A 26,684-nucleotide genomic window follows, 5' to 3' on the forward strand; every position below is an offset into this window, starting at 1 on the left:
TGGCGCAGCCGCCGGTTCCGCCCGTTCCCCCTACTCGCTGGTGCTCGGACTCCAGAACGCCTGGCTGACCAGGGGCGAGGCGGCCAGGCGGGCCACCAGGCCGTCCAGATGGTCGCCGTCCACCGCCGTGGCCGCCAGGGTGGCCTCGATTTCCACCGCGTCCTCGCCGAAGGCGTGGATTTCCAGGTCCTGCACCGGGTAGCCGCCCCCTTCCAGGGCCGCCTCGAGCATGGTCAGCACTTCCTTCTGGCGCCCCCGCTCGACGATCACGTAGACCGTGTTGGTCACTTCCACCGAGGCCACGTCCAGGGGCTGGCGGTTCACCGCGTTCACGATCGGCCGCAGCAGGGTGTTGGCGGCCAGCACGTAGACCGTGCCCACCACCGCCTCCAGGATCAGGTCGGCCCCGGCGCAGGCGCCGATGGCCGCCGAACCCCACAGGGTGGCGGCGGTGTTGAGGCCGCGCACGTTGCCTTCCTCACGCATGATCACGCCGGCGCCGAGGAAGCCGATACCGGAGACCACGTAGGCCACCACCCGCACCGCCCCGTCGTGGCCGCTCATGCGGTTGGCCATGTCCACGAAGATGGCCGCCCCCACCGCCACCAGTACGTTGGTGCGCAGCCCGGCGGTGCGCTGCCGGTACTGGCGCTCGAACCCCACCAGGCCGCCGAGGACGAAGGCGGCGGTGAGGCTGACGAGGGAATCGAGCAGGGAGGAGAGGTTGACGTTGTTCAAGGCTTCCATGGGGTCTCCAGAAAGGCGTCCGGCGCCAGGGGCCGAACCGGCCGGGCGCCAGTGTCGCCGCGCCCGGTTACAGCCAGGGCATCGCGCCCGTAGTAGCGGGCCGAATCAAGCCGGCCGCAGCGTCTCCGCCTCCGCACCCACCCAGCGCCACAGCAGCAGGGCGGCGGCCAGGGCGCAGGCGGCGGAAAAGGTGAAGGCGGCCCAGGGGGCGACGCCCTGGTACAGGGCGCCGAACGCCAGGGAGGCGGGCAGCAGGCAGACGCCCGCCGTCAGGTTGAACCAGCCGAAGGCGGTGCCCTGGCGGCCGGCCGGGGCCAGATCGGCCACCAGGGCCTTTTCCACTCCCTCGGTGGCGGCCATGAACAGGCCGTAGCCGGCGAACAGCAGATAGAGCAGGGGGCCGTCGCCGCCGATCAGCCCCAGACCCAGGTAGAAGAGGCCGTAGGCCAGGTAGCCGGCCACCAGCAGCCGCACCCGGCCGACCCGGTCGGACAGGCCCGACAGGGGTGTCGAGGCGAGCATCGCCACCGCCGAGACGGCGGCCCACAGGAGCGGCACCTGGGCCTCGGGCACTCCCAGTTCCCGGGCGCGCAGCAGCAGGAACATGTTGGACGAGTTACCCAGGGTGAACAGGGCCACCACCGCCAGGTAGCGGCGCAGCCGGCCGGGCAGCCGGGCCAGGTGCCAGTCGATCTTGCGGGACTCCCGGGACACGGCCCCGGCAGGCTCCCGCAGCCCGGCGGCCAGGGCCAGGCACAGGGCCGCCGGCAAGGCCGACCAGAGGAAGACGTCGCGCAACGGCAAGCCGGCGCCGAGCAGCAGGGCGGCCAGCAGGGGGCCGACCACCGCCCCGGCGTTGTCCATGGCCCGGTGCAGGCCGAAGGCCAGGCCGCGCCGCTCCGGCGGCACGCTGGTGGCGAGCAGGGCGTCCCGGGGCGAGGTGCGCAGGCCCTTGCCGACCCGGTCGGCAAAGCGCAGCGCCAGCAGCCCGGGCCAGGCCGTGACGAAGGCGATCAGGGGGCGGGCCGCCCCGGCCAGGCCGTAGCCGAACACCACCCAGGGGGTGCTGCGCCGGGTCCGGTCCACCACCACGCCGGACACCAGCTTGAGCAGGCTGGCGGTAGCCTCGGCGATGCCCTCGATCAGCCCCAGGGCCCGGGGGCCGGCCATCAGCACCGACGACAGGTAGAGCGGCACGAGGGGGTAGAGCATCTCGCTGGCGCTGTCGTTGACCAGGCTGATCAGGCCGAGCAGCCAGACGGTGCGCGGCAGGGAGGTCAGCGCGGCCAGCATGGGCGGGGCGTCCGCAGGGTTGGCGGGTGCGGTTGGCGACCGGCGGGACCGGTCACTCCGCCGGGCCGTCGTCCACCGGCGGGCCGAAGGGGATGCCGCCGGCGGCCAGGTCGAGGAACAGGCGGCGGGCGATGGGGTGGCCGCCGTCGCCGCGCAGGTAGAGGTGGTAGGCCACGTCCGGCAGCCGGGGCAGCCCCTCGGCGGGGCCGAGCACGCGCAGGGTGGGGTCGAGCAGGTCGATGCTGCGGGCGGTGACCCCCAGGCCGGCGCGCAGGGCGGCCTTGATGCCGATCAGGGTGGGGGATTCGTAGCTGATGCGCCAGGGCACGGCGGCGTCGGCGGGCTGGGCCTCCAGGGTCTGCAAGGCGAGCTGGCGGAAGATGCTTGGCTCGTCGGCCAGGATCAGGGGCAGGGGGTCGCCGCGCCGGTAGGAGAATTCCTCGGCGCACAGCCAGACCGTGGGCGAGGTGCGCAGGGTCAGGCCGGGCAGGGTCGGGTCGAGGCGGGTAGACAGGGTCATGTCCAGGTCGCCGCGGCGCAGGTCGTCCATGAGGAAGGGGCTGCGCCCGACGTGGATCTGGATCTGCACCTGGGGATAGGCCTTGGCGAAGCCGGCGAGCAGCCCGGGCAGCAGGGTGTCGGCCACGTCATGGGGCGCGCCGATGCGCAGGGTGGCCCCCTCCCCCGCCCCGGCCAGGGCGTGCAGGGTCTGGTCGTTGAGGGCCAGCAGGCGCCGGGCGTAGCCGAGCAGCCGGGTGCCCTGGGCGGTGAGGCGCCGGCTCCGGCCGGATTTCTCGAACAGGGGGAAGCCCAGTTCCGCCTCCAGCCGGTGCATCTGGTGGGTGACGGCGGATTGGGTCTTGTGCAGCCGGACGGCGGCGGCGGCGAAACCGCCGTGGTCCACCACGGTCTGCAAGGTGCGCAGCAGGGCCAGATCCAAGGTCTTCATATATTAATTTCCTTCATGTTTCCCGACAGGATAATTCAATTGCCCCACGACTGGCGCGGACCTTAAACTTTTTGCCGTCCCGATATATTAATTTTTTTCAAGGATCGCCCATGTCCCTCGCCGACGAACGCCGCCACGCCGTGGCCCAGGCCATCGCCGCCATGCAGCGCCTGGCCGCCCGCCAGCCCTTCGACCGGGCCGCCCTGGCCGCCATCCTGGACGAGGTGAAGGCCCTGGCCGCCCGGTCCGAATGGTGGAGCGGCGCCGAGTTCGCCCCGCCCGAAGAGGGGGAGCGCCAGGCCCGCTACTTCATCCACGAAGAGGCGGACCGCAGCTTCGCCCTGTACCTGAACGTGATGCGCCCGGGCAAGCGCATCCCGCCCCACGACCACACCACCTGGGCCTGCGTCGCCGCCGTCGCGGGCGAGGAGCACAACGAGGTGTACAACCGGCTGGACGACGGCGCGGTGCCGGGCCGGGCCGAGCTGCGCCTGCGCGAAACCGTGGTGGTAGGCCCGGGCAACGGCATCGCCTTGATGCCCGACGACATTCACGCCGTGCAGATTCGCGGCGACCAGGTGATCCGCCACCTGCACATGTACGGCCGTGCCCTGGAAACCCTGACCGGGCGCACCGTCTTCGACGTGGACGCCGGCACCTGCCAGCCCATGGCCATCGGCGTCACCACCCGGCGCTGACGCCGCCGCAGCGCATCGCCCATGACCGCCCCTCGCATCACCCCCGCTACCCTCAAGGACTGGCTCCACGACGGCGCCGAGCTCGCCCTGTGCGATGTGCGCGAAGCCGGCCAGTTCGGCGAATCCCACCTGCTCCACGCCGTGCCCCTGCCCTACAGCCGGCTGGAACTGGACGCCCCGCGCCTGCTGCCCAACCGCCGGGTGCGCCTGGTCCTGTGCGACGACGGCAGCGGCGGCAGCGGCGACACCGGCAGCGTGGCCGACCGGGCGGCGGCCCGCCTGGCCGCCCTGGGCTACCGGCCCCAGGTGCTCGCCGGCGGCACCGCCGCCTGGGCCGCCGCCGGCTTCGCCCTGTTCGCCGGGGTGAACGTGCCCTCCAAGACCTTCGGCGAGCTTGTCGAGCACCGCTGCCACACGCCCCGCGTCACCCCGGACCGGCTCGCCGCCTGGCAGGCCGAAGGCCGCGACCTGGTGGTGGTGGACGGCCGCCCCTTCGCCGAATACCGCAAGATGAACATCCCCGGGGCGGTGTGCTGCCCCAACGGCGAGCTGGCCCTGCGCATCGACGCCCTGGCCCCCCGGCCGGACACCACCATCGTGGTCAACTGCGCCGGCCGCACCCGCAGCCTGATCGGCGCCCAGACCCTGATCGACCTGGGCCTGCCCAACCCGGTATACGCCCTGGAGAACGGCACCCAGGGCTGGGTGCTGGCCGACCGGGCCCTGGAGCACGGCAGCGCCCGGCGCTACCCGGACGACGCCCGCCCGGCCGACCCGGAGGCCCGCCGCCACCAGGCCCGCCGCCTGGCGCGGCGCTGGGGCGTGGGCCGCCTCGACGGCCCCCGGGCCGCCGCCCTGCTCGCCGACCCCGGGCGCAGCACCTTCTTGTGCGACGTGCGCAGCCCCGAAGAATTCACCGCCGGCACCCTGCCCGGCGCCCAGTCCGCCCCTGGCGGTCAGCTCATCCAGGCCACCGACCAGTACGTGGGAGTGCGCCGCGCCCGGCTGGTGCTGTTCGACGACGACGGCATCCGCGCCCCGGTGGTGGCCGCCTGGCTGGCCCGCCTGGGCTTCGAGGCCTGGGTGCTTGCAGGGGTGGAAGCCACGGCCGGGGGCGGGCTCGCCGCCCCGGGCTTCACGCCCGTCGCCCCGCCCGTTGCCGATCCACCGGCCCTTCCCACCATCACTCCGCCGGCGGTGCAGGAGCGTCTCGACCGGGGCGCCCTGCTCCTCGACCTGCGCCCGAGCATGGCCCACCGCCGGGGGCGCATTCCCGGCTCGCTGTGGACGATCCGGCCGCGCCTCGCCGCCCTGCCCCTGGCCGGCCGCGCCCTGGTGCTGGTGGCCGACGACCCGGCCGTGGCCGCCCTGGCGGCAGACGAAGCCCGCAGCCTGGGCGCCGCCTCGGTGGAACTGCTGGCTGGCGGCACCGCCGCCTGGGAGGCCGCTGGCCATCTCCTGGCCCCCAGTCCGGCCCTGCCCGCCGACGCAGACTGCATCGACTACCTGTTCTTCGTGCACGACCGCCACGACGGCAACCGGGAGGCGGCGCGCCGCTACCTGGCCTGGGAAACCGGGCTGGTGGCCCAGCTCGACGCCCGGGAGCGGGCCGAACTCGACGCCTGCACCGCTCCGGCGGAGGCTGAGGAGGAACCCGCCCCCTGACCGCCCGCTCCGCAAACGACACATCGGATGGCAGCGCTGGAAAAGTCCAAAGACAACGGGCCGGTCCCGAAGGAGCCGGCCCGCCGGACACCGCCTCGCCGTCTTGTCGCCATGGCGGCGGAACGGTCACATGGTGCTGAGGACGTTGAGGAACCAGCCGCGGCTGCGGTAGGACAGGTTGGTCAGGTCGTCCGAATAGGTGGTGAAGTTGTAGCCCGCCCCCACCTTCACGTGCTGGCCCACGTGGCGGTACACCGCCACCAGGGCGCCCGCCCGGGCGTCCCCGGCTTCCTTGGCCCGCAGGTTGCGCAGCTCGGTCACGATGTCCCACTCCCGAATCCAGTGCCAGTCGGCGCGCAGCACCACCAGGTCGGCACGGCTCGAATACCACTCACCGTCCACCTTGCCGGTCTTCAGCTCGCCGATGCGCAGGCCGTACTTGAGGCCCAGGGATAGCCAGGGACGGGCGTCCCAGATGGTGTCCACCGAGAACACCTGGCTCTTCTGGGCGTAATCCACGGTGGTTCCGGTGGTGGTCACCTGGCCCGGGGAAGGCAGGTTGTAGAAGTTGGTGTACTTGAACAGGGTGTTCCAGCGGTCATTGTCCACCGGACGGTAGGCGGCGCCCGCCACGATTTCGTGGAAATCGCCGTCGTAGAACGCCCCCTGGCTGTTGCTGCTGCGTGAGATGTTGAACTTGCCGAGCAGGCGCCAGGCCCGGTCCAGCTGCTGGCCGAAGGTGTTACGCATCAGCCAGGTGTGGCGGGTGCCGCCGAGGGAGGTATCGTCGGAGCGGAATTCCAGGGCGCCGGCGTACTTGGTGCCCTGATTCTTGTAGCCTACGTTGAGCCCCAGGGCGCGGCGTTCCAGGTCGCCGGCCAGGGGGTCGCTGATCTTGCCGAATTCCACCTTCGCCCCGTAGTTCCACCGGTCGTTCGGCGCCAGGTCCACCCCGAACGCCTGGGTCAGGCTTTGCGGACCGGCGCCGCTGGTCGTGCGGGTCTGGCCGAATACCCGCATCTCGTCGCTCACCCGGTAGTCGCTGCCGCTGATCCAGCTGCCGTAGCGGCCCCGGTAGGTCACGTCCGGACTTTCCGTTTCCATCCGGTAATTGAGGTAGGCGTTGCTCCGGTCCGAAATCCGATAGTCGGCGCCGAGCAACCCGCCGCCCCCCATGCTGCCCTCGGAGGCTTCGGCGTTGAGCTTGACCCGGTCGTTCACCCGCCAGCTGCCCCCCAACCCCGCCCGGTTGTTTTCGTCCCGGTTGCCGCTGCGCGCCGCCGTGCCTTGCATGAAGCCGTAGGCCGACCAGTCTTCCTTCTCGCCGGGCTGGCCGTCCTCCTTGTTGGGGCGGTAGTCCACCTTGGCGATCAGGTCGGTGCGGTTGCCGTTCTGGGACAGGATGGGGCTGGCGTTGGCCACCCGGGTGATGCGTTCGTCCTGGCGGGCGCCGACGGTGACACCCCACTCGTCGGTGGCGGCGACGCGCACGGCGGCCTCGGCGTTACGGTAGTCCTGGGTGTCGGCCTTGCGGTCGTCGGCCTTGACCTGGACTTCCACCGCCTCGCCCACCGGCACCGCGGCGCGCACGCCGGTCTGGCGCACGGCCTCGCCGTTGAGGGCGATCTGGCCCGGGCCGGAGAAGCCCCGTTGCCGGTCCTGCACGTAGGCGCTGACCTTGCCCTTGCCGCCGTCGCTCACCTCGGCCAGGTCCACGCTCGCTTCCACGCGGCTGGCCGTGGCGTCGCGGGCCGCGCCGCTGCTCTGGTTGGCGAAGGCGAAACCGCCGTCGATGGAGGTGGTGCTGACGCCGGCGCTGCCGGAGGAGCGGGCCACCTCGGCCTTGACCCGGGTGCCCGGGGCCACCCGCACCGTCACGTCCACGCCCTTCAGGGTCTGGTCGTTGCCGCTCTCGCCCTGGTGGTAGCTGGTCAGGCCAAGGCGCAGGTAGTCGTTCACCCAGTGGTTGGCCTGCACGCCGGTGGCCAGGTTGCTCACCGCGGTGATGCCCGGCACGTATTCGTAGGTGGTTACCAGGTACAGCGGGTTGCCGGACAGGCCGCTGGTGTAGAACAGGCTGGTGCCCCCGGCGGTGGAGGGCAGCAGGTCGCGCAGCATGATGCGGCCCTGCAGGTAGTTGATTTCGTAGTCTTGGGCCGGCGTCAGCTGCTTGCGGTCGATCACCAGGCCCGAATCCTTGTCGCGCACTTCCACCCACACCCGTTCCGAACCCCGGGTCAGATCCTGGTGGCGCAGGTAGTAGAGGGAACCGCCGGTGCCACGGAACTCGTCCCGGGTGCCGACCGTGCCCGGGTCGGCGGCGAAGGCGTCCACGTTGCTACGCCGTTCGCCGAAGCCGGTGGCCTCTTCCGAGCGGTAGACGCCCCGAGCGCCGTAGAGCCCGCGGGAATACTGGATCAGTTCGGAACCGTTCCACTGGGTGCGGAAGTTGCCCCACATCACCTGGGAGTCACCCTTCTCCAAGCGCACGTAGAACTTGCCCTGGGTCGGCGCGTCGTCCACCGTCGTGCTGTCGTCACCGTACACCGGGTAGTAGGCGTCCGGGTCGATGTTGCGCAGCAGGTAGCGCGGGTCCTTCGCCGAGAAGTTACTGAACAGGTCCTTGAGCGGTTGTTCCCGGGTGTCGGCGGCGGCGGTCAGCAGCCAGTCGCCCTTGACCTTGCCCTTCAGGTAAAAGGCACCCCGGCCATCAACGTAGCTTTCCTGCTGGTAGTGCTGGGTGTCGTTGGTCACCAGCGCCGCCGGGCCCCGCACCGTGTTGTTGCCCAGGGTCAGGTCCCCTACCGCAATGTAGAACCAGTCGTTGTCGGGAATCGACAGGTTGCGCCGGAAGCTGGCGCTGCGGCCGTCGGCGTCGGTGACGTTCACTTCGACGCTGTGGGGGCCGGCCGGCAGAATCTGGCGCAGCACGAAGCGGCCTTCGCCATCCAGGGGAACCGGCAGGCCCAGGGCGGATACGCGCTGACCCGGCTTGATGCCCTTGCCGCTGACCGTGATGGTGCCGCCACGTACCGGGATGTTGCTGACCATCAGGGCGTTTTCGCCCCACCCGGTCAGGGCTTCGCGCTCCGGCGTCGATAGGTCGTTCACCGGTCGCGGGTGGCTCGCCACGTTCAGCGCCTTGAGCGCCGTTTCGTCGAACCGGCCTTGCTCGTCGTAGACCCGCAGCAGGTAGGCGTATTCGTCGTTGCCTTCGGCCGGCACGGGCCACTTGGCGCCTTTCGACCAGTCGAAGGGGATCACCGCCAGAGGGGCGCCGTCGGGGCGCTGGCCCTTGCGGAAGAGGCGCACTTCGGCTCGCTTCACCCAGAACTGGTAGTTGCTCCAGCCGCGGAAGCTGGCTTCCGTGCCGCGCAACACCAGGTCCTTGTCCGGCCACACGTTCAGCCCGGGCTTGGCTGCCAGGTCGTCGTACTTCACCTGGATGTCGGCCCGTTCCAGGGCTACGTCGGTGCAGCGCTGGCGGTCCGCTTCGTTGACCAGGGCGCCGCTCATGTCTTCGCCGTCCACCGTGATCCGGAACGGCAGGTCCGCATCACCGGTCTGCGGTGTACAAGGTGCCGCTGGCAGCGCAGGAACCGGGGCGGGCGCCACGGCCACGGCAGCGCCTTCGTGCCAGATGCTGATCTCGACCCGGCGATTGCGCGCCATGCCTTCGGGCGTGGCGTTGCTGGCGACCGGGGAGGTTTCGCCTTTGCCGCCCATGGCCACCGCTTGTGCCGGCAGGTTCAGCTCGCGGCGCAGGTAGTCGGCCACGGCCAGGGCCCGGGCTTCGGAGAGGCCCTGGTTGTCCCGGAACAGCCGCCGGGCATTGGCCGAGAGGCGCTGGTTGTCGGTGTGGCCTACCACCGACAGGCGCAGGCCGGGCTTGCCGGTGTAGCTCTTGGCCAGGGCCGTGAGGCGGGCCTGGGCGGCGGGCAGCAGGTCGGCTTTGCCCGATTCGAACAGGGCCCCCACGCCGCTTTCGCTGAGGGTTTCCTGCTGCTGGGCGCGCCGCGCCGGCAGGACGGCGGCGGCCGCGCGCATGGCCCGGGCTTCCGCCAGGGTCACCCCGGAGGGCAGCGGGTAGGCAAAGCCTTCCGGTTGCACTTCCCCGGGCGACGGCACCGGGTGCACTTCCACACGACCGTTGTCGATGCGCTTGCCCTGACGCCGTTCGTCGCCGTCGTCATCGGCCCAACCCGGCGCGACGCTGCTGAGCATCGCCAGGGCGGCCAGGGTGGCGGCCACGGAGCGCTTGGGCGCCAGGCGGGCCAGATTGAACTGGGAGTTCACAGTCTTCACGTTCTTGTGCTGGCGTTTCATTGGCGCTCTCCCTTCGCGTCGCCGTCGAAGGACTCCGTTTCGATCACCAGCGGCGGTGTCGCTCGTTCCTCCTCTTTTTCCTTGGCAGTCAGTTCGGCATAGCCGGCCTTGATGCGGCGGCTCAGTGCGGACAGGCGCTTGCTAGCCAGCCCGTCGTTGCCGGCGGTCCGGTAGGCGATGCGCAATACGCTGGGGCGTTCGCGCAGCTGGGTCAGCAGGGCCGGCAGGCGCTTCTCCCACTGGGGCGCCAGGGCCGTCTCGCCGGCCACGAAGGCCCGGCCGTCCACTTCCAGCCGCACCACCTTGTGCACCGTCGCGCCGAAATTCAGCTTCACCATCTTGCCGCGCGTCACCCGCACGTCACGCGGGTTCTCCGTCGTCAGCCGGTAGCCCGACGGCAGCGTCCGTTCGTCCAGCTTCATCACGAAGTTGCTGCCACGGTCCGCTTGCGGGATCGCCGCGCAGGCCACGTGGAAGCGGCCTTCCGCGTCCGTCGTCACCAGCAGGCCGCGCGCCGTCACCACCCGCACGTTCGGAATCCCCGGCTCGCCCTGGTCCTGGTAGCCGTTGGCGTTCTTGTCGTCGAACACCTTCCCGATGATGTCCGAGCAGTCGAACGTCGGATCGGGCACCACCCGCACGGTGGCGCTGCCGACATTGGAGACGCGGCTCTGCACCAGGTTGTTGAGGGCCCAGGCCTGGTTCACGTACTCGCCTTCGCCCACGCCGGCACCGATCACCAGGACCAGCTTGTAGGTCTTCTTCTCGCCCGGGGCGAAACTCTGGTTGCGCCAGGTCACCAGGCGGCCGGAGATGCTGGGCTCCAGGGGCAGGCCGTTGTAGGTGGCCGAGCCGTTGCGGTACTTGAAGCCGGCGGGCAGCTGATCCTGCACGTCGATGTTGGCCAGGGTCGCCCCCAGGGTGTTGGTGGCGGTGATGGTGTAGGGCACCAGGTCGCCCTTGGTCACGTTGAGCATGGGCGTGGTCTTGCTCACCACGATGGCGCCGCCCAGCACCGGATCCAGGGGCAGATGGTTGTTCAGCACGTTGGCCGACGTCCCGTTCAGGTTGAAGCTGAAGTAGTACTGGGTGGTGTTGGCGCCGCCCAGCACCGCGCCGACGCAAGCCGCCGGGTTGGCGTTGGGGATGGCCGCCGAAGGCGCCGTGTTGCTGGCCTGGATGAGGGCCGGATCGGGCAGCGGACCCACCGTCAGGGTGCCCACGCAGGCCGGAATGAGGGTCGACGGGGCCGGCAGGTAGCCCGGCGCGCTAACGCCGAGCACGTAGGTGCCGGCCGGCGCGCCCGCCGTCAGCAGGAACTGGTAGAAGCCATTGGCGCCGGTGACCTGGCTGGCGCTGCCGCTCAGCAGGTGGATGGCGGGGTTGAACCCGGCCGGGCCGCTGATGGTGACGGTGGCACCGGCCACCGGCTGGCGGGTCACGGCGTCGTAGACGATGCCGCTGGGGTCCAGGGGCAGGCTCTGCTCGACGATGTTGTCGCCGGCCAGCAGCGTCATGCCGGTGAGGACGCCGTTCTGCACCGTGGCGCCCGCCGGGTTGCCGCTGTTGGTGCCGCCGTTGGGCTGGGTGCTGTCGCGCACGCCCGGGGCGGGCACGATGCCCTGCTCGTTGGTGACGCTGCGACCATACACGGTACCAGTGAGCGGATCGCGGAAGCGCACTTCGTAGCCGCTGCCCGGCGCCAGACCGGCGACGGTGTACTTGCCGTCGGGACCGGTGGTGGTGGTCGCCACCACTACGCCGCCGAGCAGCACCTCGACCCGCCAGCCGGCCATCTTCGGATCGCTGGCACTGGGGATGCGGTCGTGGTTCTGATCCAGCCAGATGGTGCCGCTCAACCGGGCAGTGGTGGCCACCGGCACCGGGTCGGTGGCGGTGTTGTTGCCGTCGAAGCCTGGAGGCTCGCCGCCGCCGGAGATCACCGCGGTGTTGGTCAGGATCTGGCCGGCCAGACCGTTGGCCACCACCACGTGCAGGGTGATCGGGTTGCCGGTGCCGTTGGCCGGGATGGGCACGGTGCTGGTGCAGGTGACCACGCTGGCGCCGACGCTGCCGAGGCAGGACCAGCCGGTGCCCGTGGCCACCGCGCCGACGGTCATGCCGGCCGGCAGGGTATCGGTGATGGTGACGGTGCCGGAGGTGGCCACCGTGCCGATGTTGCGCGGCGTGATGGTGAAGTAGCCGGTTCCGGAGCCTTCGCCGAAACTGGCCGGGGCGTGGGTCTTGGCGATCGCCAGGTCAGGGGCGGCTCCCGGCACTTCGGCGAAGTTGTTGTTGGCCGACACCGTATTGGCGCCGGTCAGGTTGATGTTGGCGATGGCGCTCGGCAGGGTGGCTACCGGGGTGGCCGTGCCGCCGGTGCTGCCGGCGGTGGTGATGCCGTTGGTGGTACCCGGCGGCTGCACCGGCTGGGTCACGGTATAGGTGCCTTCCGGCAGGCCGGTGAAGCGGTAGCTGCCGTCCGGCGCCGTGGTGGCGCTGCGGGAGACGGCGTTGCCGTTCACGTCGGTGCCGGTCAGGTTCACCGTCTGGCCGCCGATGCCGTGGTCGTTGCCGTCGATCAGGCCGTTGTTGTTGAAATCGAGGAAGATCGAACCGGACAGGGTACGGCCGTTGCTGATCTCGGCGAAGTTGTTGCCGCCGGCCACCGTGTTGGGCGGCAGGACGATGTTGCTGATCCGGCTCGGCAGCACGGCCGGCGTGGTGGCGGTCCCCGCCGTACCGCCGTTGGGCACGGCGCCGGCGGTGGTGATGCCGTTGGAGGTGCCGGCCGGCTGGTTGGGCTCGCGCACCGAGTAGGTGCCGGGCTGGAGGTTGTCGAAGCGGTAGCTGCCGTCGGCGGCGGTCACGGTGGTGGCGACGACGGTGCCGCCGGCATCGAGCAGTTCCACGGGAACGCCGGCGATGCCGCTGTCGGTGCCATTGAACAGGCCGTCGTTGTTCTGGTCGAGGAACACCAGGCCGGTGATGCTGGAAGGCACTACTTCGGCGAAGTTGTTGTTCACCGAGCCGCTGATCTCGCCGCTGCCGCCGTTGCCATTGAGGACGATGCCGGTGATCTGGCTGGTGGTGGGCGTCGGGTTGGTGGCGCTGCCGGCGGTGCCGGTGCTGCCATTGATGCCGACGATGGTGCCGGCAGTGGTGATGCCGTTGGTGGTACCGGCCGGCTGCACCGGCTGGCACACCGAGTAGGTACCCGCCGCCAGACTGGCGAACAGGTAGTTGCCCAGCACGTCGGTGGTGGCCGTGGCCACCAGGGGGCCGACGCAGGAGCCGCCGCTGTGCAGTTCGACGGTGGTGCCGGCGATGGGGGTGTCGGTGCCGGACTGGAAGGTGCCGTTGGGCACCACGCTGTTGTCCTTGAACACCTTGCCGCCGATATAGCCCAGGGTGTTGAGGCTCAGGGCGGCGTTGGCCGGCTGCTGGTTGTTGCCCACGTCGGTCTGCAGGGCGCCGGCGGGAATGTTGTTGTTGTAGGTGCCGGCGGTGCTGCCGGTGGTCACGTCCACACTGATGGAGCAACCGCCCACGGGCACCTGGGCGCCGCTGGCGTAGGTCACGGTGGCGCTGCCGGCCGTGGCGATGACGGTACCCGGGCAGGTCTTGCCGACGTTGGGGGGCGACGCCACCACCACGTTGTCCGGAGCGGTGGGCAGGGTGTCCACCAGGGGGGCGCTGAGGGTGATGGCCGACGCGTTGTCGTTGCCGATGAAGATGGTCAGGGTGGACTTGCCGTTGGGCGGGATCACCGCCGGCGAGAACTGCTTGCCCACCGTGGGCGGCGTGGACACCAGCAGACGGGCGCTGGTGGCTTCCTCGCTGACCACGCCTTCGGCGGTGCCGACCGCGCCGGAGGGGATGGTGTTGGTATAGGAGCCAGGCACGTTGCTGAGCACGTTCACGCTGACGGTGCACGCCCCGTTGGCGGGAATCGTGGCGCCGCTCAGGCGCAGGCTGGTGCCCGAGGCCGGGGCGATCACCGTGCCGCCGACGCAGGTGGTGGCGGCAGCCGGGGTCTGGGCGATGACCAGGCCATTGGGCAGGGTGTCGGTGAACCCGGCGCCGGTCAGGGGCGCGGCATTGGGGTTGGCCAGGCGCACGGTCAGCACCGCCGTGGCGCCAGGCGCCCGGCTGGCGGTGCCGGTGGTGAAGCCGCCCGGGTTGCCGGCGTCCAGGGTCTTGCCGTCGATGGCCTTGTTGACCACCAGGGCCGCCTTGGCGCGCAGGGTGTCGCTGGTGGGCTGGGAGTTGGTGGCCGGAGAGCCGCCGGACGTGGCGGTGACGCCGCCGGCGGGAATGGTGTTGACGTAGTCGCCCTGGGCCGCCACCAGCACGTCGATCTCGACCTGGCAGGAGGCGGACACACCGCCCGAGGCCGCACCCAGGCTGGCGCCGGAGACTTGCACCTGGTTGGCCGCAGGCGAGCTGACGTTGGCGCCGACGCAGGTGGTGGTGGCGTTGGGGCCGCTCGGCACGGTCACCCCGGCAGGCAGGGTGTCGGTCACCGCCAGGTCGGCCAGGGGCAGGCTGGTGGGGTTGAAGAAGGTGATGCGCAGGCGCGAGCGCTGCCCCGGCTTGACCACGTTGGGAATGAACTGCTTGTTCACCCCGATGTTGCTCTGGGTGGTCAGGCTGGTGGTGGCCTGGCCGGTGTTGGACAGGCCCTGGTCGGTGACGATGGCGTTGGCCGGGATGTAGTTGGTCACGCCGCCCACCGAGGTGGAGGTGACGCTGACAGTGACCGTGCAGCTGGCGCTGGCTGCCAGGGATACGCCGCTCAGGCCCACCGAGGTGCCGCCGGCCGCCGCCGTGACGGTGCCGCCCGGGCAGGTGGTGGAGGCATTCGGGGTGGCGGCGATGCGCCAGCCGTTGAGCGCGCCGGCAGCGGTGCCATCCACCGTGAAGTAGTCGGTCACGCGCAGGTTGGTGACGGCCTGGGTACCGTTGTTCACGGTGATGGTCAGCTGGCTCGCCTGCCCCGGGAAGGTCAGGGTGCTGGGGTTGGTGGACTTGGCCACCGACAGGGTCACCGGCGGGGCATAGACCAGGGTGCCGCTCACCGGCAGCACGTTGCGCACGCCGCCGTCGGCGGTGATGTTGCCGCCCGGAATGGTGTTGACCCAGTTGGCGGAGCCGGTGGCGACCACGTCGAAGAGGAAGTCGCAGGTGCCGTTGCCGGCCAGGGCCGCGCCGGTCATGGTGGCGCTGTTGGCACCCGCAGTGGCGGTGATGGCCGGAGAGCCGGCGCAGGTGGAATAGGCGTTGGGCGGATTGGCCAGGACCATGCCGGCGGGCAGGGGGTCGATGGCGCTCACCCCGGTGAGGGCTACGGCGCCGGCGTTGGACAGGCGCACGGTGACGGTGGAACGGCCGCCGGAGGAAACGCTGGCCGGGTTGAAGGTCTTGGCCGCCGTCAGGGACGAGGTATAGACCAGCTGGGCCGTGTTGGTAGAAACGGGGGACAGGCTGCCCGTCGTACCGTTGGCATAGGTTTGGGTGCCGCCCAGGGTGGCAATATTGTTGTAGGTACCGGCCGGGCCGATCACGTCCACCATCAGGTAGCAGGTGCCGTTGGCGCCGGTGCCGTTGTTGGCCCGGGCAGGCACCGTCGCCCCGTTCATGGCGACCGAGGTGCTGCCGGAACTGGCGGTGAAGGTCGGGCTGCCGCAGGTGCTGGCAACGTTCGACGGTGTGGCGATGCGCAATTGGCCGCCGCTGGCATCCGTCGGCAGGGTGTCGGAAATGGTGACGTTGGTCAGGGGGTTGGCCGACTGGTTCGTCAGGACAATGGCCATCCGAACCACGGACCCCTCGGGCTTGCTCAGCTGCGGGTTGGCGGGGGCGCTGCCCGGCATGGCGGAACCCGGCGCGTAGAAGACCTTGTAGGCACTCAGCACGGCGGTGCTGACCGACGGGTTGCTCGGGGTACTCGCGGTACCGCCGTTGCAGGTGGCGCCGCCGTTGTAGCAGACGTCCCCGGCATTGATGACGTTGGCCAGGGCGGCGCCGTTGGCGGCCCCGGTGTCGGCCATGGCCCAGAAAGTGATGGCGCAGGACCCCGGCGTGTTGACGTCGGTGCGACCAGGCAGGGTGGCCACGGTGAAGGCCGGCGCGCTGGCGCCGGTGGCACCGCTGACCGACAGGGGGGCGCAGGCTCCGGTGACCGAGGGGGTGTAGTCCTTGCCGTTGATGACGCCAGTGAGATAGGTCAGAGATGCGGGCAGGTGGTCGGTCACCGTCACGTTGGTGACGGGCGAGGTGCCGTAGTTCTCGATGGTCACCGTGTAGCGCACCGGGTTGCCCGGGGAGACGGTGGTCGGGCTGGCGCTCTTGGTCACGCGCAGGTCGTCGGCCACCAGCACGGACGCCGACGCCGCCTGGCTGACCACATTCGGAGTAGTGACCGTGACGGCGTTGGCCGGAATGGTGTTGGTGTACGAAACGGGGGTGCCGATGCTCTGCACCGTGCCGGTATAGGGCACGGTGATGGTGCAGGTGCCGCCGGCGGCGATGGTGCTGTTGGATGTCTGGGTAATGCCGGTGCCGCCGCCGGTGACGGCGTAGGTACCGTTCGTGCCGCCCGGGCAGTTCACCGTGGGCGTACCGGTCACCTTCAGGCCATAGGCGGCGTTGCCGATGCCGTCGATCGGGCTGTCGGAGAACGCGCTGACCGTCAGCGGCGCATTGCCGACGTTGCTCAGGGTAATGGTGAAGGCGTCGGAATTGCCGCTCGACAGGTAGGGATGGTTGAAGCCTTTGGTCACCCGCAGGGGCGAAGTGACGGTGATGTTGGCAGTGGCGTTGGTCAGCGGCACCAGGCCCAGGTCGTTGCCGAACTGGGTGCTGCGGTCGATGGTGTTGGTCAGGGCGCTGGTGCTGTATTGGCCGTTGCTGAAGACGCCGACCACGTCCACCTTCAGGGTGCAGGTGCCGCTTGCCTTGACCGTGCCGCCGCTGGCGCTGACCGAGCTGGCCCCGGCAGTGGGGGCAAAGGCCGCCGGGGTGCCGCCGCCGGTACACGTGGACGAGGCGTTGGGCGGGCTGGCGACCTGGATCGCCGGGTTGCCGGCCAGGGTCGGGAAGACGTCGTCGATGCTGAAGTTGGGAATGTCGACCGGGCTGGTGTTGTTCACCACGATGGTCAGGGTCACGGCCGAGCCGCCGATCACGGCGGAACCGGAGCCGAAGCTCTTGCTGATGGAGGGCGGCGTGACGGCACGCACGTTCACGCTCTGGTTCACCGTCCCACCGTTCTGTACCGCCGCCCCGTCGTTACCGGTGACCGAGCCGCTGGCGATCACGTAGTTGTAGGTGGCGGAGTTACCGCTGTTGGAGCCGGCGGTGACCGGGATGGTGATGACGCACACCCCGTCGCTGCCGTTGGCCCGGGCCGGGATCACCCCGCCGGACAGGCTGATGCTCTGGCTGCCGACGACGGCGCTGAAGACGCCGCTGCCGGGGCCGGTGCTGGGGCCGGCCGGATTGGTGCAGGTGTAGGTCGCGGCGCCGGCGACCTTCAGCCCGTTGGGCAGGGCGCCGGGCAGGCTGTTGCTGAAGGCGACGTTGGTGACGGAAGCCGTGTCGTTGCTGTTCGACAGGGTGATCTGGAGTTGGGTCGTCTGGCCCGGATAGATGTCCGTGGGCTGCCCGTTCGCCAGGGTGACCGATGCGCCCAGGGCCGCCAGGGCCGGGCCCGACGCCAGGCCGAGCAGGCCGGCGGCAAGGGCGAGCCGCCACTGCCGGACATGGCGGCGGCAGGCGGTTGCGACACGGGATGAAAGGCGCTCGATCGGCTCGGGCATGGTCGTGCTTCCACAAATGACGGTTTCGGGAAGACGGCATGGCCCGGTGCAGTTCCGCTGGAACGGAATGCGCCGCGATATGGCGGTAGGGAAAGGTTGCGGCGGTTATGGCCGCATGCCCGTCGCCAGCGTGGCGATGGGCATTTCGCGAGACTCCCTGGGCGCCGGCTCTTGGTGGCCATGGCTACGGCGCTATCAGCCGCAGCATGCGTCTTACTCGGCCCGCATGTTAGGGAGACGTCGGCAAAGACTCACGCACAGACAATTGTCATACCTGCCTGAAAACTGACAATTCCTCACACTCGCCAAAAACATTGCCCAGCAAGGCTTTCAAGCGAACCGCCCCGGCGCCGGGCACAAAAAAACCCGCCTGTCGGACGGGTTGGAGAATGAGGCTTGGAGAGAGGGCCCGACACGGACGGTCGGTTGCACAGGGCGGCGCCGGTCGCGGCGGAAGGATCAATCCCGTTCGACACCCCGTTCGGAACGGGGAATGAACAGATAGCCGGTGCCCCGCACCGCCCTCAGGGGCAAGGCCATGCCCGCACCGGTGGCCTTGCGCCGCAGGCGGCTGACCAGGGTGTCGAGGCGGTGGAAATCGTATTCGTAGGGGTCGCCGCCCAGGGCCACCGCCAGGTCTTCCCGGGATACGGCCTCGCCGGCCCGGGCCCACAGGCATCGCAGGAAGCCTCGCTCCTGGGCGGTCAGGGGAATCGAACTGCCCTCGGGGTCGAACAGGGTCCAGCCATCCGGAGACAGGGACCAACTCCGGGAGTTGTCCTGGGCCCTGCCGTCGACGGCGCCTTCCGCGACCCCGGCCAGTCCGTTGAGATGCAGGCGCCGGGCCAGGCTGCCGATGGACGCCACCAGTTCGCGCAGATCGACGGGTTTGACCAGATACATGTCGGCACCGCCCAGGAGCGCGCGCACCCGGTCCTCGGTCTGGCCCCGAGCGGTGAGCATGATGATGCCCATGGAGCCCAGCCCGCGCAGGCGTTCGGCCACGGAAAATCCATCCTCGCCGGGCAACCCCACATCGAGGATCAAGATGTCGCACGGCGCCGCCAACAGGGCGGCATAAAGCTCCCGCGAACCGGGAAAGTCGCGCACACCGAAGCCTGCCTCCCGCAGGGCCTCGACAATCTCTTCGCGAAAGTCCGCCTCATCCTCGACAACGCAAATTTCCAGCCGTTTGTTAGCGGCTTGCATTATTCATACCCCAGCTTCTATTGTGTTTTCTCCGACTTTTCGCGGACGTTGCGAGAGGAAGCCTTCCTATTCTTCGTGAGATGATGCTCCTTGCCTAAATAGTAGCGGAGCCTTCAGGCGACAAAAATCACAAATTCTCACAGCCGGCTCTCTTTTTCCGCTTTCCCGCATGCCTTCGCACCATCGTTTCCCGCCATTCCGGCGCCATGGCGCACTCGGCCTCTGGCTGATTGCCCTGCTCATCGCCCTGCTTTGCCCAGGAGCAGCCCTGGCCGGGTGCGCGTCGGCCGCAGCCACCGGCGACCCTCACACCCCCAGCGACCTGGCGATGCGCTGGGACCCCAAGGGCGACCTGTCCCTGGCCCAGGTGTCCGCCCCCGAACAAGCCGGCCAGTTCCAGCCGGTGGCCCGCCGGATGGATGCCAGCTATACCCGCCAGATCCTGTGGCTGCGCGCCTGCCTGCCCCCTGCCGCCGCAACGGCGGCGGCCTTGCCGCGCTGGCTGCGCGTCGGGCCGTCCCAGCTCGACCTGATCGAGCTGTTCCTGCCCCAGGGCGACGGTTATGTCGCCTACCGGAGCGGCGATCGGCTACCCTTTTCCCAGCGCCAGTGGGACTACCGCCTGTTCGCCTTCGCCGTACCCGCGGGCACCGATCCGGATCGCCCGATCTACCTGCGCATCGCCACCAGCAGCCTGATGGCTCCCACCCTGGACCTGTGGTCCGAGGCCGAATTCCGCCGCCTGACCAACCTCGATTACGCCTTCTACGGGGTTTATGGCGGCACCATGGTCCTGATGTTCGCGTTCAGCCTGGCCTTCTATATCTGGGTCCGAGAGAAGATCTACCTCGTCTTCGCCATCAACATCCTGGCCGGTTCCTGCCTGCACCTGCTCAACGCCGGTTTCGGCGGCCAGTTCCTCTATCCCGACGATACGGCCCTGAACAACTGGGTAATCGCCCTGGCCCTGGGGCCGGTCAAGGCCATCCACGTCTGGTTCTTTACCTGCATTTTCGCCGTGCATCAGAACCTGCCGATGATCTACCGTCTGGCACAACTATTGATGCTGATCGATGTCCTGGAGGCCCCCCTCGCCCTGGTCATGGACTGGCGCGACCTGGGCAGCATGACCCGGGTGCTGGGCACGGTGGTGGGCATCTGCGGCATTCCCCTGATCGCCTACCTGGGGTGGAAGGACCGGGAACGGCGCGCCTACGCCCTGGCCTTCGTGCCCTGGGTGGTGGCACTGCTGGCCTTGTCCCTCATGCGCCTGGGCTGGATCAAGTCCAACCTGCTGATCGATTACAGTCAGGAGATCGGCGCCTTCATCCACCTCACCATCCTGCCCATCGTCATCGCCCGCCGTACCTGGCAGGCCGACAAGGCCAAGGAAAGGGCCCAGCGCCAGGCCCTGGACGAGGCCCACCGGGCGGAACGGGAACTGGAGGAGCGGGTAGCCCGGCGTACCGACGAACTCGCCCGGGAAATCCGCATCCGCAACGCTCTCCAGGAACAATTGCAGGAAGCCCTGGAAACCGAACGGGCCGCCCTGGCGGTGCAGCGCCAGTTCGTCACCATGCTCTCCCACGAATTCCGCACGCCGCTGGCGATCATCGACACCACCGCCCAGCGCCTGGGCAGCGTGCTGGCCATCGGCCAGCCGGAACTGGCGCCGCGCACGGGCAAAATCCGCCGGGCCGTGGCACGGCTGCTCAACCTGCTGGAAAACTGCCTGGCCGAGGAACGGCTCGCCACCTCGCACCTGGATTTGCGCCGGGAGGCGGTGGACCTGCGCGACTTCCTTCAGCAAAGCTACGGGGACGCCACCCTGCTGGCCTCCCGGCGCATCCGCCTGGAACTGCCCGCCGCCCCCCTGTGGGTGCAGTGCGACCGGCATCTGTTCGACGTCGCCCTGTCCAACCTGGTGGACAACGCCCTCAAATATTCCCCCGAGGAGCGGCCCATCACCATCCGCCTGGAGCCGGCCTGCGACACCGGCCACATCGCCATCCGGATCAGTGACCAGGGCGACGGCGTCCCGGCCGGGGAGCGGGAACGCATCTTTGACAAGTTCTACCGCTGCGACGGCAACCCACGCATTTCCGGCGCCGGCCTGGGCCTGCACCTGGCCCGGGAACTGATCCACCGCCACGGCGGCACCCTGAAACTGGAACCGCAACAGCCCGGCCAAGGCGCCGCCTTCACCCTGAAGCTGCCCCTGGCCGCCTGAGCGCCATCAACGCCATCCGGCTCCCGGAGCGCCCTGCGCGGGTAGCAGCGGTGCGTGGCGATTCCGGGGGGACGTCGGTAGTGACGCCAGGCTGAAACGACTCAACATCAGTCATTTCAAACTTCTGGCCACGGGTTGCGCAGGCGGTCAGCACGAGCATTGCGACAACGATCATCAACTTCTTCATTCTTATTCCCTTACTCCCTTAACAACGTCTATTTGTCACGATAAGTGCGTGGCCGATAAGTCTACAACAAATGACATTCGTAGGTATGAAGATATCTCTACGAAAGAAGTTCGGCCAACGTGTGAAGGAACTGCGACAGGCCATCGGGCTATCACAGGAAGCATTTGCCGACCAGTGCGGATTCGCCCGTAGTTACATGAGTCGAGTTGAACGTGGTGGAGCCAATCCATCGCTGGATGCCGTGCAGACCTTAGCCGATGCGCTGAATGTCAAGGTGTTCGAGCTATTCATCGACGAAGCGGACGCGAAAGCAGTTTCTGCCAACGTGGAGCTTGAGGTGCCCTTTGCAAGGGATGGTTCTTATTTCGGTCCAGAGACGTTCCGATCTACGACCAAGGAATACAACGTCGGCGAGAAAGGTGCCGGCAACACCCTTCGCTTCACTGACTTCAAGGATGCACTCGCCTACTTACAAGCACAGCGCATTGCCAAGAGGCCAGTGAAGTGGTGGCGTCCCAACAGAACAGGGAACTGGGGCTTGGTCACCGCAGTTCGATGGGCGCCGCTCCCGAGTCGCACCTGACCTCTTTCCCACGCCGCAAGGGCAACGATCAGCAATCCAGCGAGTTGGGTGCAGGCGAATCCGTAAGCGCCCTAGCACGCGCCTACGGGGTTTCCCGGGCAAGTATTATCGGTATTCGAGGTAATGCGAGTCAATCCGTAAACGCCGCGTAAGCACCTACAGATTTGTTTTCGAATTATCGCTACGGTTACTCAAGATCAGAGGTCTTTTTTCTGGTGGGCCGGGCCTTTTCGTCGAGTTGGAGTTTTATGGTTTCCATTACCATTGTTTGATGTAGCAATTTTTAGTAGATCGACTTTGGCTTGCTCAAGGCGTATGTTTGCACGGCCTAGCTTTTGTCTATTCGATATTTCTTTTAGATAGTGATTGGTGACCTCGTTGACTGCTTTTGCAGTATCGAATTTTTTTGCAATTCTAACGTGATGCTCAGCGAGAGTCACAAGCGGATAATCGGTGTCGTCTTCAATGTGCCTTGCATCTAGTCTTAGCAAAATACCTTTGGCTAATTCCAGGTTCCTGTAAGCAAGCTCCCGTTGCGATTCCAGTGCGCAAATAAGTAACTGCTGCGCGTATGCGTGCTCAGTTTGTTTCATTGTCCACGATTCAACGGCTGATTGAAGTTTTCTTAGCGCATGGTCGTGCATATTCATGTCGCGGAGAGCAAGCCCGTATTGAAGATAAAACAACCCATCCAATTCAAAGAATTTTTCAAAATCTTTGAATATATTTAATATCTTCTCTTTGTCGCCGTGAAAATAATTTCCGAGGAAATTATGGTTAATTGTCAACTTGAAGAGCATGACATCATTTCGCGACATATTCTTCGAAATTGGCTTTTCATTCCGAGTCATCGCCAGCAGCAGCCCTCTAATTGCTTGCTCTTTCAAGTCAAGCGGGGTTTTTCCGTCGAATAGCTTGTCGATATAAACTGGATGCCTAGCTCGTAGCTGGCTGTCTGCATGATGGACAATTCCCTGAGTATCAAGTAGCAGTGAGTCAATATGGGTTCTTATTCCGAGGCTGTTTAGTGCAGCAAGACATGTATCTCTGGACAGGGTGAGTCCGTGAATGGTTGCTAGCCCAGTGAGGATAACTAATATCTTTGATTCATTCGTGGCTAATTTATTAAAATCATCTGAAATTATTTGCTCAAACCCATACCCAACCGTCAACTCGAGCAGACCGATCAATAGTTGGCGCTTTGATTTTTCGATTAGCTGTTTTTTCCTCTCAGGTTCGGAGATTTTTGCTATTTTTGACCATGGTCCGAATTCTTGAAGTTTGATTAGAATTGCCGAGGCGTCTTTTTCGCTTATTTCACTTGTGTTAAATACACTTGGGTTGTGTGGCCGGAGTGCCCATTCACTTCGTTTTCGCCAAACATTTAGTCGTTCGCTGACGACAAATATGGCTTTTTTAATTTCTGGATCACCTAGGGATAGGATAATTCCGTCTAGGACGCTACTGGCCCTGTCGATAAAGAAATAGTAGGGTGCGCTATTGACTTGCTCCAACTTCTTGATTGATTTTTCAAGATAGGCAATAGGTTCATTCAAATAATAAACCGTTTCACCTTGTTCGCTTAACGTTTTGGCAAGCATCATTAGCGATGTTGTCTTTCCAGAGCCTGCCGGTCCGACTACCGAATACAGCTTGCTATTCTTGCCTGCCACGGAGGTTTCAATTTTTTTCTGAAAGTGAAGCAAGGCAGGGACGCCTTCAAAGACTTCATCCCAAGTCGGCTTGAAACCGAGGTAAAACTCACGAGTCTTTCCTCTTTCGATATCTTTTTTCGGCCTCTTATTAATGTCGACCTTGATTATTCTAGAAAAATCAGATACAAAACCATTGCCTCCGTCGGAAATGGCAAGCTCAGGGTTTCTTGCTAATGCAACTTCTAAAGGTGAGCGATCTCTATTTATTACGCCATCTGTCCATTTGACAAAATCCTCAAGCGTCCCGGAGATGTGCTCTATATTTGCTGCTGCTAGTGACCGGCGGTCTAGCTCATCAATTGAAGGGGTTATTAGGTAGGCTTTTCCAGGTGTGCCAGGTGAGCCAGTCCATACATTTTTGTAATACTCTATTTGCTGATAAAAAAGCGGCTCGTCTAGTTTTGTTCCAATAAAAATAAATGTGTAGTTTAGGAAATCTCTTCCTAGTTGGCGATACCATTCGTGTGGGTTATTTGATGCAGCCGCGTATTCTGAAGGTGAAAATATAAATCCTTCGGATGGTTTAGTGATGCAGCCATTCAGTTTGATGATATCAACCTGAGTAAATAGGGCGTCAAGCTCGTTCCAAGAATCATTTATTGTTCTTATGTTGACGTTTTGTTTCGACTTCCTTATGAACGCTTTGTCAGTTGCATCGTCGATGTTTAGCGTATAAATTCGTGGCCATACATGTTCTGCTAGGCGCTGTAGGGCAAGTGATGGCGTTACGTTTTTGAAGCGCTCTTCGAGTATTTTTATAAGACGAGCACCAAGTGTGTCTTTGGCAACGTTGTATACCTTTCCCAAAGCACCAATCTGGTAAGGGACATCTATTTCTTCGCACAGGTATTTAGATAATTGCTCGCCCATGAAAATGTCGCGGGACTTTGAGTCTTTTGATCCATAAGAAGCTCCAGCTCCCAGCAAGAGCATACAGCGTCCCGTTTCTAATGTTTTTATCAGTTCTGGCTTCATAGGTGCGAGTAAAATTTAATCTAAAGTAGTGGTTGGATATACGTGCGTCTTGGTGCTTGCCTATGATAGACAAATATCATGACTTTGGGTCTGTGTTAGCCTAGTTTCAGCGCCAACTCTTCAGCTTTTGGATGGTAGTAGCGCCTAAGCATCTGCAACGATGTATGTCCTGTTACTGAGGCAAGTTCAATCACATTTGGTAGCTTGCTGGCCATACGACTGGCTCCGGTATGTCTGAGATCGTGAAAATGCAGGTCAGCCAGATTGGCGCGTCGGACGGCTCTGAGGAAGGCGGCTTCCATTGCCGCTATGTTGATCGGGAACAGGCGGTTATCGGGCGAGCAGGGTAGCTTCTCGATAGTCACGACAGCGCGACTGGACAGCGGCACAAAGCGAGACTGACCGTTCTTGGTGATGGGCAGGAAGATGACCCGCCGTTCCAGATGCACATGATTCCATCTCAGGCTGAGAAGTTCGCCACGACGCATGGCGGTCTCGATGGCGACGACTACAAGCGGCTGCATGATCGGGTTTCTGCGCCCGGTCGGAGCGAGTTCGTGCAGTAGCCGGATTTCCTCTGCCTCCGAAAGCACGCGGTCGCGGCCGGGTGGCATTGTCGGCTTGCGAATCATCTCTACGGGGTTCTGGATGACGATGCCCCATTTCCGTCTGGCGTGGTGGATGATCGAAGACATAACCGCCAGGTCACGAATTACGGTATTTGCTTTGCAGGTGCGGAGCCGGTCATCGCGGTAGTCGGCCACCGCCTGCGGGGTGAGGTTCGCCATGCTCATGCTGGCGATGCGGTGCCGAAGCGTTGCCTTGAGCCGGATCGTTTCCTCGACGTGGCCACGCTTCTTTGGCGTGATGGTCTCCATGTAGCGCTGGATGATTTCGCCAAAGGTTGTTTGCTCCGCTTCGGTGTGGCTGACAAACTCCCCGCGATCCATCTCGCCTTCAATGGCTCGCGCCCAACGTTCGGCTTCAGCTTTGGTTGGGAAACTCTTAATCTCGACTGGATAACCACGTCGCCGGACACGAGCTTGCCAGCTTGTGCCTTGCTTACGGAAAGATGCCATCGTTGCTCCTGAGTGGGCTAAACGAGGGCTAAAAAGCGTTTTCCGAGGTTGGGGCTGTCGGTGGCTAGACGAACCTCGTCAGAGGCTCGACGCAAGTCCAGCTTTTCAGGATTTTGAGGAACCGCAGTAAATCAGCGACTTATTTGTCTGCCGTCCAGGTGCCGGATTTGCCACCAGCCTTCTCCAGGAGGCGAATTCCCTCAATGCGCATTCCCCGGTCGGCGGCCTTGCACATGTCGTAGACATTCCTCCAAGGATTTCAGCTGCATCAGCCTAGTTTCTTCTCTATTTCCTCAATTCGCATATGCGTAACGCCTCAAGGAATTAAGGGGGTTAGGCCAAAAATTGAGGCAACCTCCATTACATCCAATCCTCGCTCGAAGAAGGTATCCACCGTCTCTTTACACGAGTGTTACAGCGTCGGCAGTTAACCATAACGCATATGCTCAATCGCTGCCACCAATGGAGCCAGAGGGAAATGCTCCCCTCCATAGTTGTCACCGGCATCGCGGGATGTATGACCTGTCAGTTGATCGTGAATCTCTTTTGAGATATTTGAGAGACGACAAGCCTCTTTAAACCCATGTCGGAATGAGTGAAAGACCTTGCGCCGGTCCTTGATGCCGACTGTATCCCTCAGGTAGCGGCTGAACCACTGTGACCAACTGGAAGTAAGTTGGCGGCCACCAGCAGATGACAGCAAAGGGAAGAGGCGAAGCTGGCCGGCGTCACGCTGCTGCCGCACGTAATCAAGAAACCCGAGGCGCAATAGCTCAGAATGCAACGGCACCCTCCGTCTGGACGAATTCGACTTGAGCCGCTTGCCGCTGCCGGGATCGTCTGAGATGCTCAGGTAGTAGGCTCCCTGCTCACACCTCACGTCACTCACCAAGAGCTGCCCTAGCTCTTCCAGACGTGCCCCTGTCCATAGCCCCAGATACGGCAGCCAGAACGCAGCCTCGCCTTTCCCGCCCTTCGGCCGCTCTCCCTGACTGAATACCGGGGAGGCAAAAATCCGACCGAGGTCAGCGGCATCGAAAGGCACCCGGCTCTTCTGCTCGACCTTGGGTTTGGCAAGACGGCGACGTCCCCCCGGAATTGAGTAGCACGTGACGTTAGAGTCCAATCCATCACGACAAGGAGATTGGACATGAAGAAGCGATTCACCGAAGAACAGATCATTGGCTTTCTGCGGGAAGCAGAGG

General features: G+C 65.5%; 13 protein-coding genes and 1 pseudogene. 4 read left to right on the forward strand and 10 right to left on the reverse strand.

All coding sequences use genetic code 11. From position 1 onward, the window contains the following. Positions 1–30: 30 nt before the first annotated feature. The 3 genes from LWW89_RS07745 to LWW89_RS07755 form a co-directional block, all read right to left on the reverse strand. Positions 31–747: an MgtC/SapB family protein gene (locus LWW89_RS07745; protein ID WP_293263438.1), complete on the reverse strand. Its 717-nt coding sequence runs from the start codon at positions 745–747 to the stop codon at positions 31–33. Positions 748–852: 105 nt separating this feature from the next. Beyond that, positions 853–2,040 carry an MFS transporter gene (locus LWW89_RS07750; RefSeq protein ID WP_293263440.1) on the reverse strand — a complete coding sequence of 396 codons (1,188 nt, stop codon included), beginning with the start codon at positions 2,038–2,040 and terminating at the stop codon, positions 853–855. 52 nt (positions 2,041–2,092) lie between these two features. Beyond that, the gene (locus LWW89_RS07755; protein ID WP_293263442.1) at positions 2,093–2,989 is read right to left on the reverse strand and encodes a LysR substrate-binding domain-containing protein; all 897 of its coding nucleotides are present in this window, start codon (positions 2,987–2,989) and stop codon (positions 2,093–2,095) included. 110 nt (positions 2,990–3,099) lie between these two features. Here LWW89_RS07755 and LWW89_RS07760 point away from each other — a divergent pair, with 110 nt between their 5' ends. Together LWW89_RS07760 and LWW89_RS07765 are read left to right on the forward strand one after the other, a co-directional pair. Continuing rightward, entirely contained in the window at positions 3,100–3,687 is a 588-nt protein-coding gene (locus tag LWW89_RS07760) for a cysteine dioxygenase family protein (RefSeq protein ID WP_293263444.1), read from the forward strand. 21 nt (positions 3,688–3,708) lie between these two features. Next, positions 3,709–5,352 (forward strand): rhodanese-like domain-containing protein, encoded by a 1,644-nt coding sequence (locus LWW89_RS07765; RefSeq protein WP_293263446.1) that lies wholly within the window; start codon positions 3,709–3,711, stop codon positions 5,350–5,352. A gap of 126 nt (positions 5,353–5,478) precedes the next feature. Here LWW89_RS07765 and LWW89_RS07770 read toward each other — a convergent pair whose 3' ends face one another. The 3 genes from LWW89_RS07770 to LWW89_RS07780 all read right to left on the reverse strand — a co-directional run bounded on the left by LWW89_RS07770 (position 5,479) and on the right by LWW89_RS07780 (position 18,710). Then, positions 5,479–9,678 carry an OmpA family protein gene (locus tag LWW89_RS07770; RefSeq protein WP_293263448.1) on the reverse strand — a complete coding sequence of 1,400 codons (4,200 nt, stop codon included), beginning with the start codon at positions 9,676–9,678 and terminating at the stop codon, positions 5,479–5,481. After that, entirely contained in the window at positions 9,675–17,501 is a 7,827-nt protein-coding gene (locus LWW89_RS07775; protein WP_293263450.1) for an SdrD B-like domain-containing protein, read from the reverse strand. Before LWW89_RS07775 ends, LWW89_RS07770 begins: the two co-directional genes overlap by 4 nt. 459 nt (positions 17,502–17,960) lie before the next feature. Beyond that, entirely contained in the window at positions 17,961–18,710 is a 750-nt protein-coding gene (locus LWW89_RS07780) for a response regulator transcription factor (RefSeq protein ID WP_293263452.1), read from the reverse strand. Between the two features lie 169 nt (positions 18,711–18,879). On the opposite strand from LWW89_RS07780, the gene LWW89_RS07785 reads away from it, so the two are divergent. Beyond that, entirely contained in the window at positions 18,880–20,940 is a 2,061-nt protein-coding gene (locus tag LWW89_RS07785) for a sensor histidine kinase (RefSeq protein ID WP_293263454.1), read from the forward strand. Between the two features lie 257 nt (positions 20,941–21,197). After that, positions 21,198–21,710, forward strand: a complete 513-nt coding sequence (locus LWW89_RS07790) for a helix-turn-helix transcriptional regulator (protein WP_293263456.1) — start codon at positions 21,198–21,200, stop codon at positions 21,708–21,710. Positions 21,711–21,907: 197 nt separating this feature from the next. Here LWW89_RS07790 and LWW89_RS07795 read toward each other — a convergent pair whose 3' ends face one another. The 4 genes and pseudogenes from LWW89_RS07795 to LWW89_RS07810 all read right to left on the reverse strand — a co-directional run bounded on the left by LWW89_RS07795 (position 21,908) and on the right by LWW89_RS07810 (position 26,524). Continuing rightward, positions 21,908–24,358: an SIR2 family protein gene (locus LWW89_RS07795; RefSeq protein ID WP_293263458.1), complete on the reverse strand. Its 2,451-nt coding sequence runs from the start codon at positions 24,356–24,358 to the stop codon at positions 21,908–21,910. A gap of 137 nt (positions 24,359–24,495) precedes the next feature. Beyond that, complete coding sequence (locus LWW89_RS07800; RefSeq protein ID WP_293263460.1) at positions 24,496–25,479, reverse strand: site-specific integrase; 984 nt, start codon at positions 25,477–25,479, stop codon at positions 24,496–24,498. A 139-nt stretch (positions 25,480–25,618) separates the two neighbouring features. After that, a pseudogene (locus LWW89_RS07805) lies at positions 25,619–25,723 on the reverse strand (cyclic pyranopterin monophosphate synthase MoaC); the annotation flags it as partial. A gap of 183 nt (positions 25,724–25,906) precedes the next feature. Further along, the gene (locus LWW89_RS07810) at positions 25,907–26,524 is read right to left on the reverse strand and encodes a site-specific integrase (RefSeq protein WP_365781195.1); all 618 of its coding nucleotides are present in this window, start codon (positions 26,522–26,524) and stop codon (positions 25,907–25,909) included. Positions 26,525–26,684 lie beyond the last annotated feature (160 nt).

The organism is Oryzomicrobium sp. (assembly GCF_021287045.1).
GTDB lineage: Bacteria > Pseudomonadota > Gammaproteobacteria > Burkholderiales > Rhodocyclaceae > Oryzomicrobium.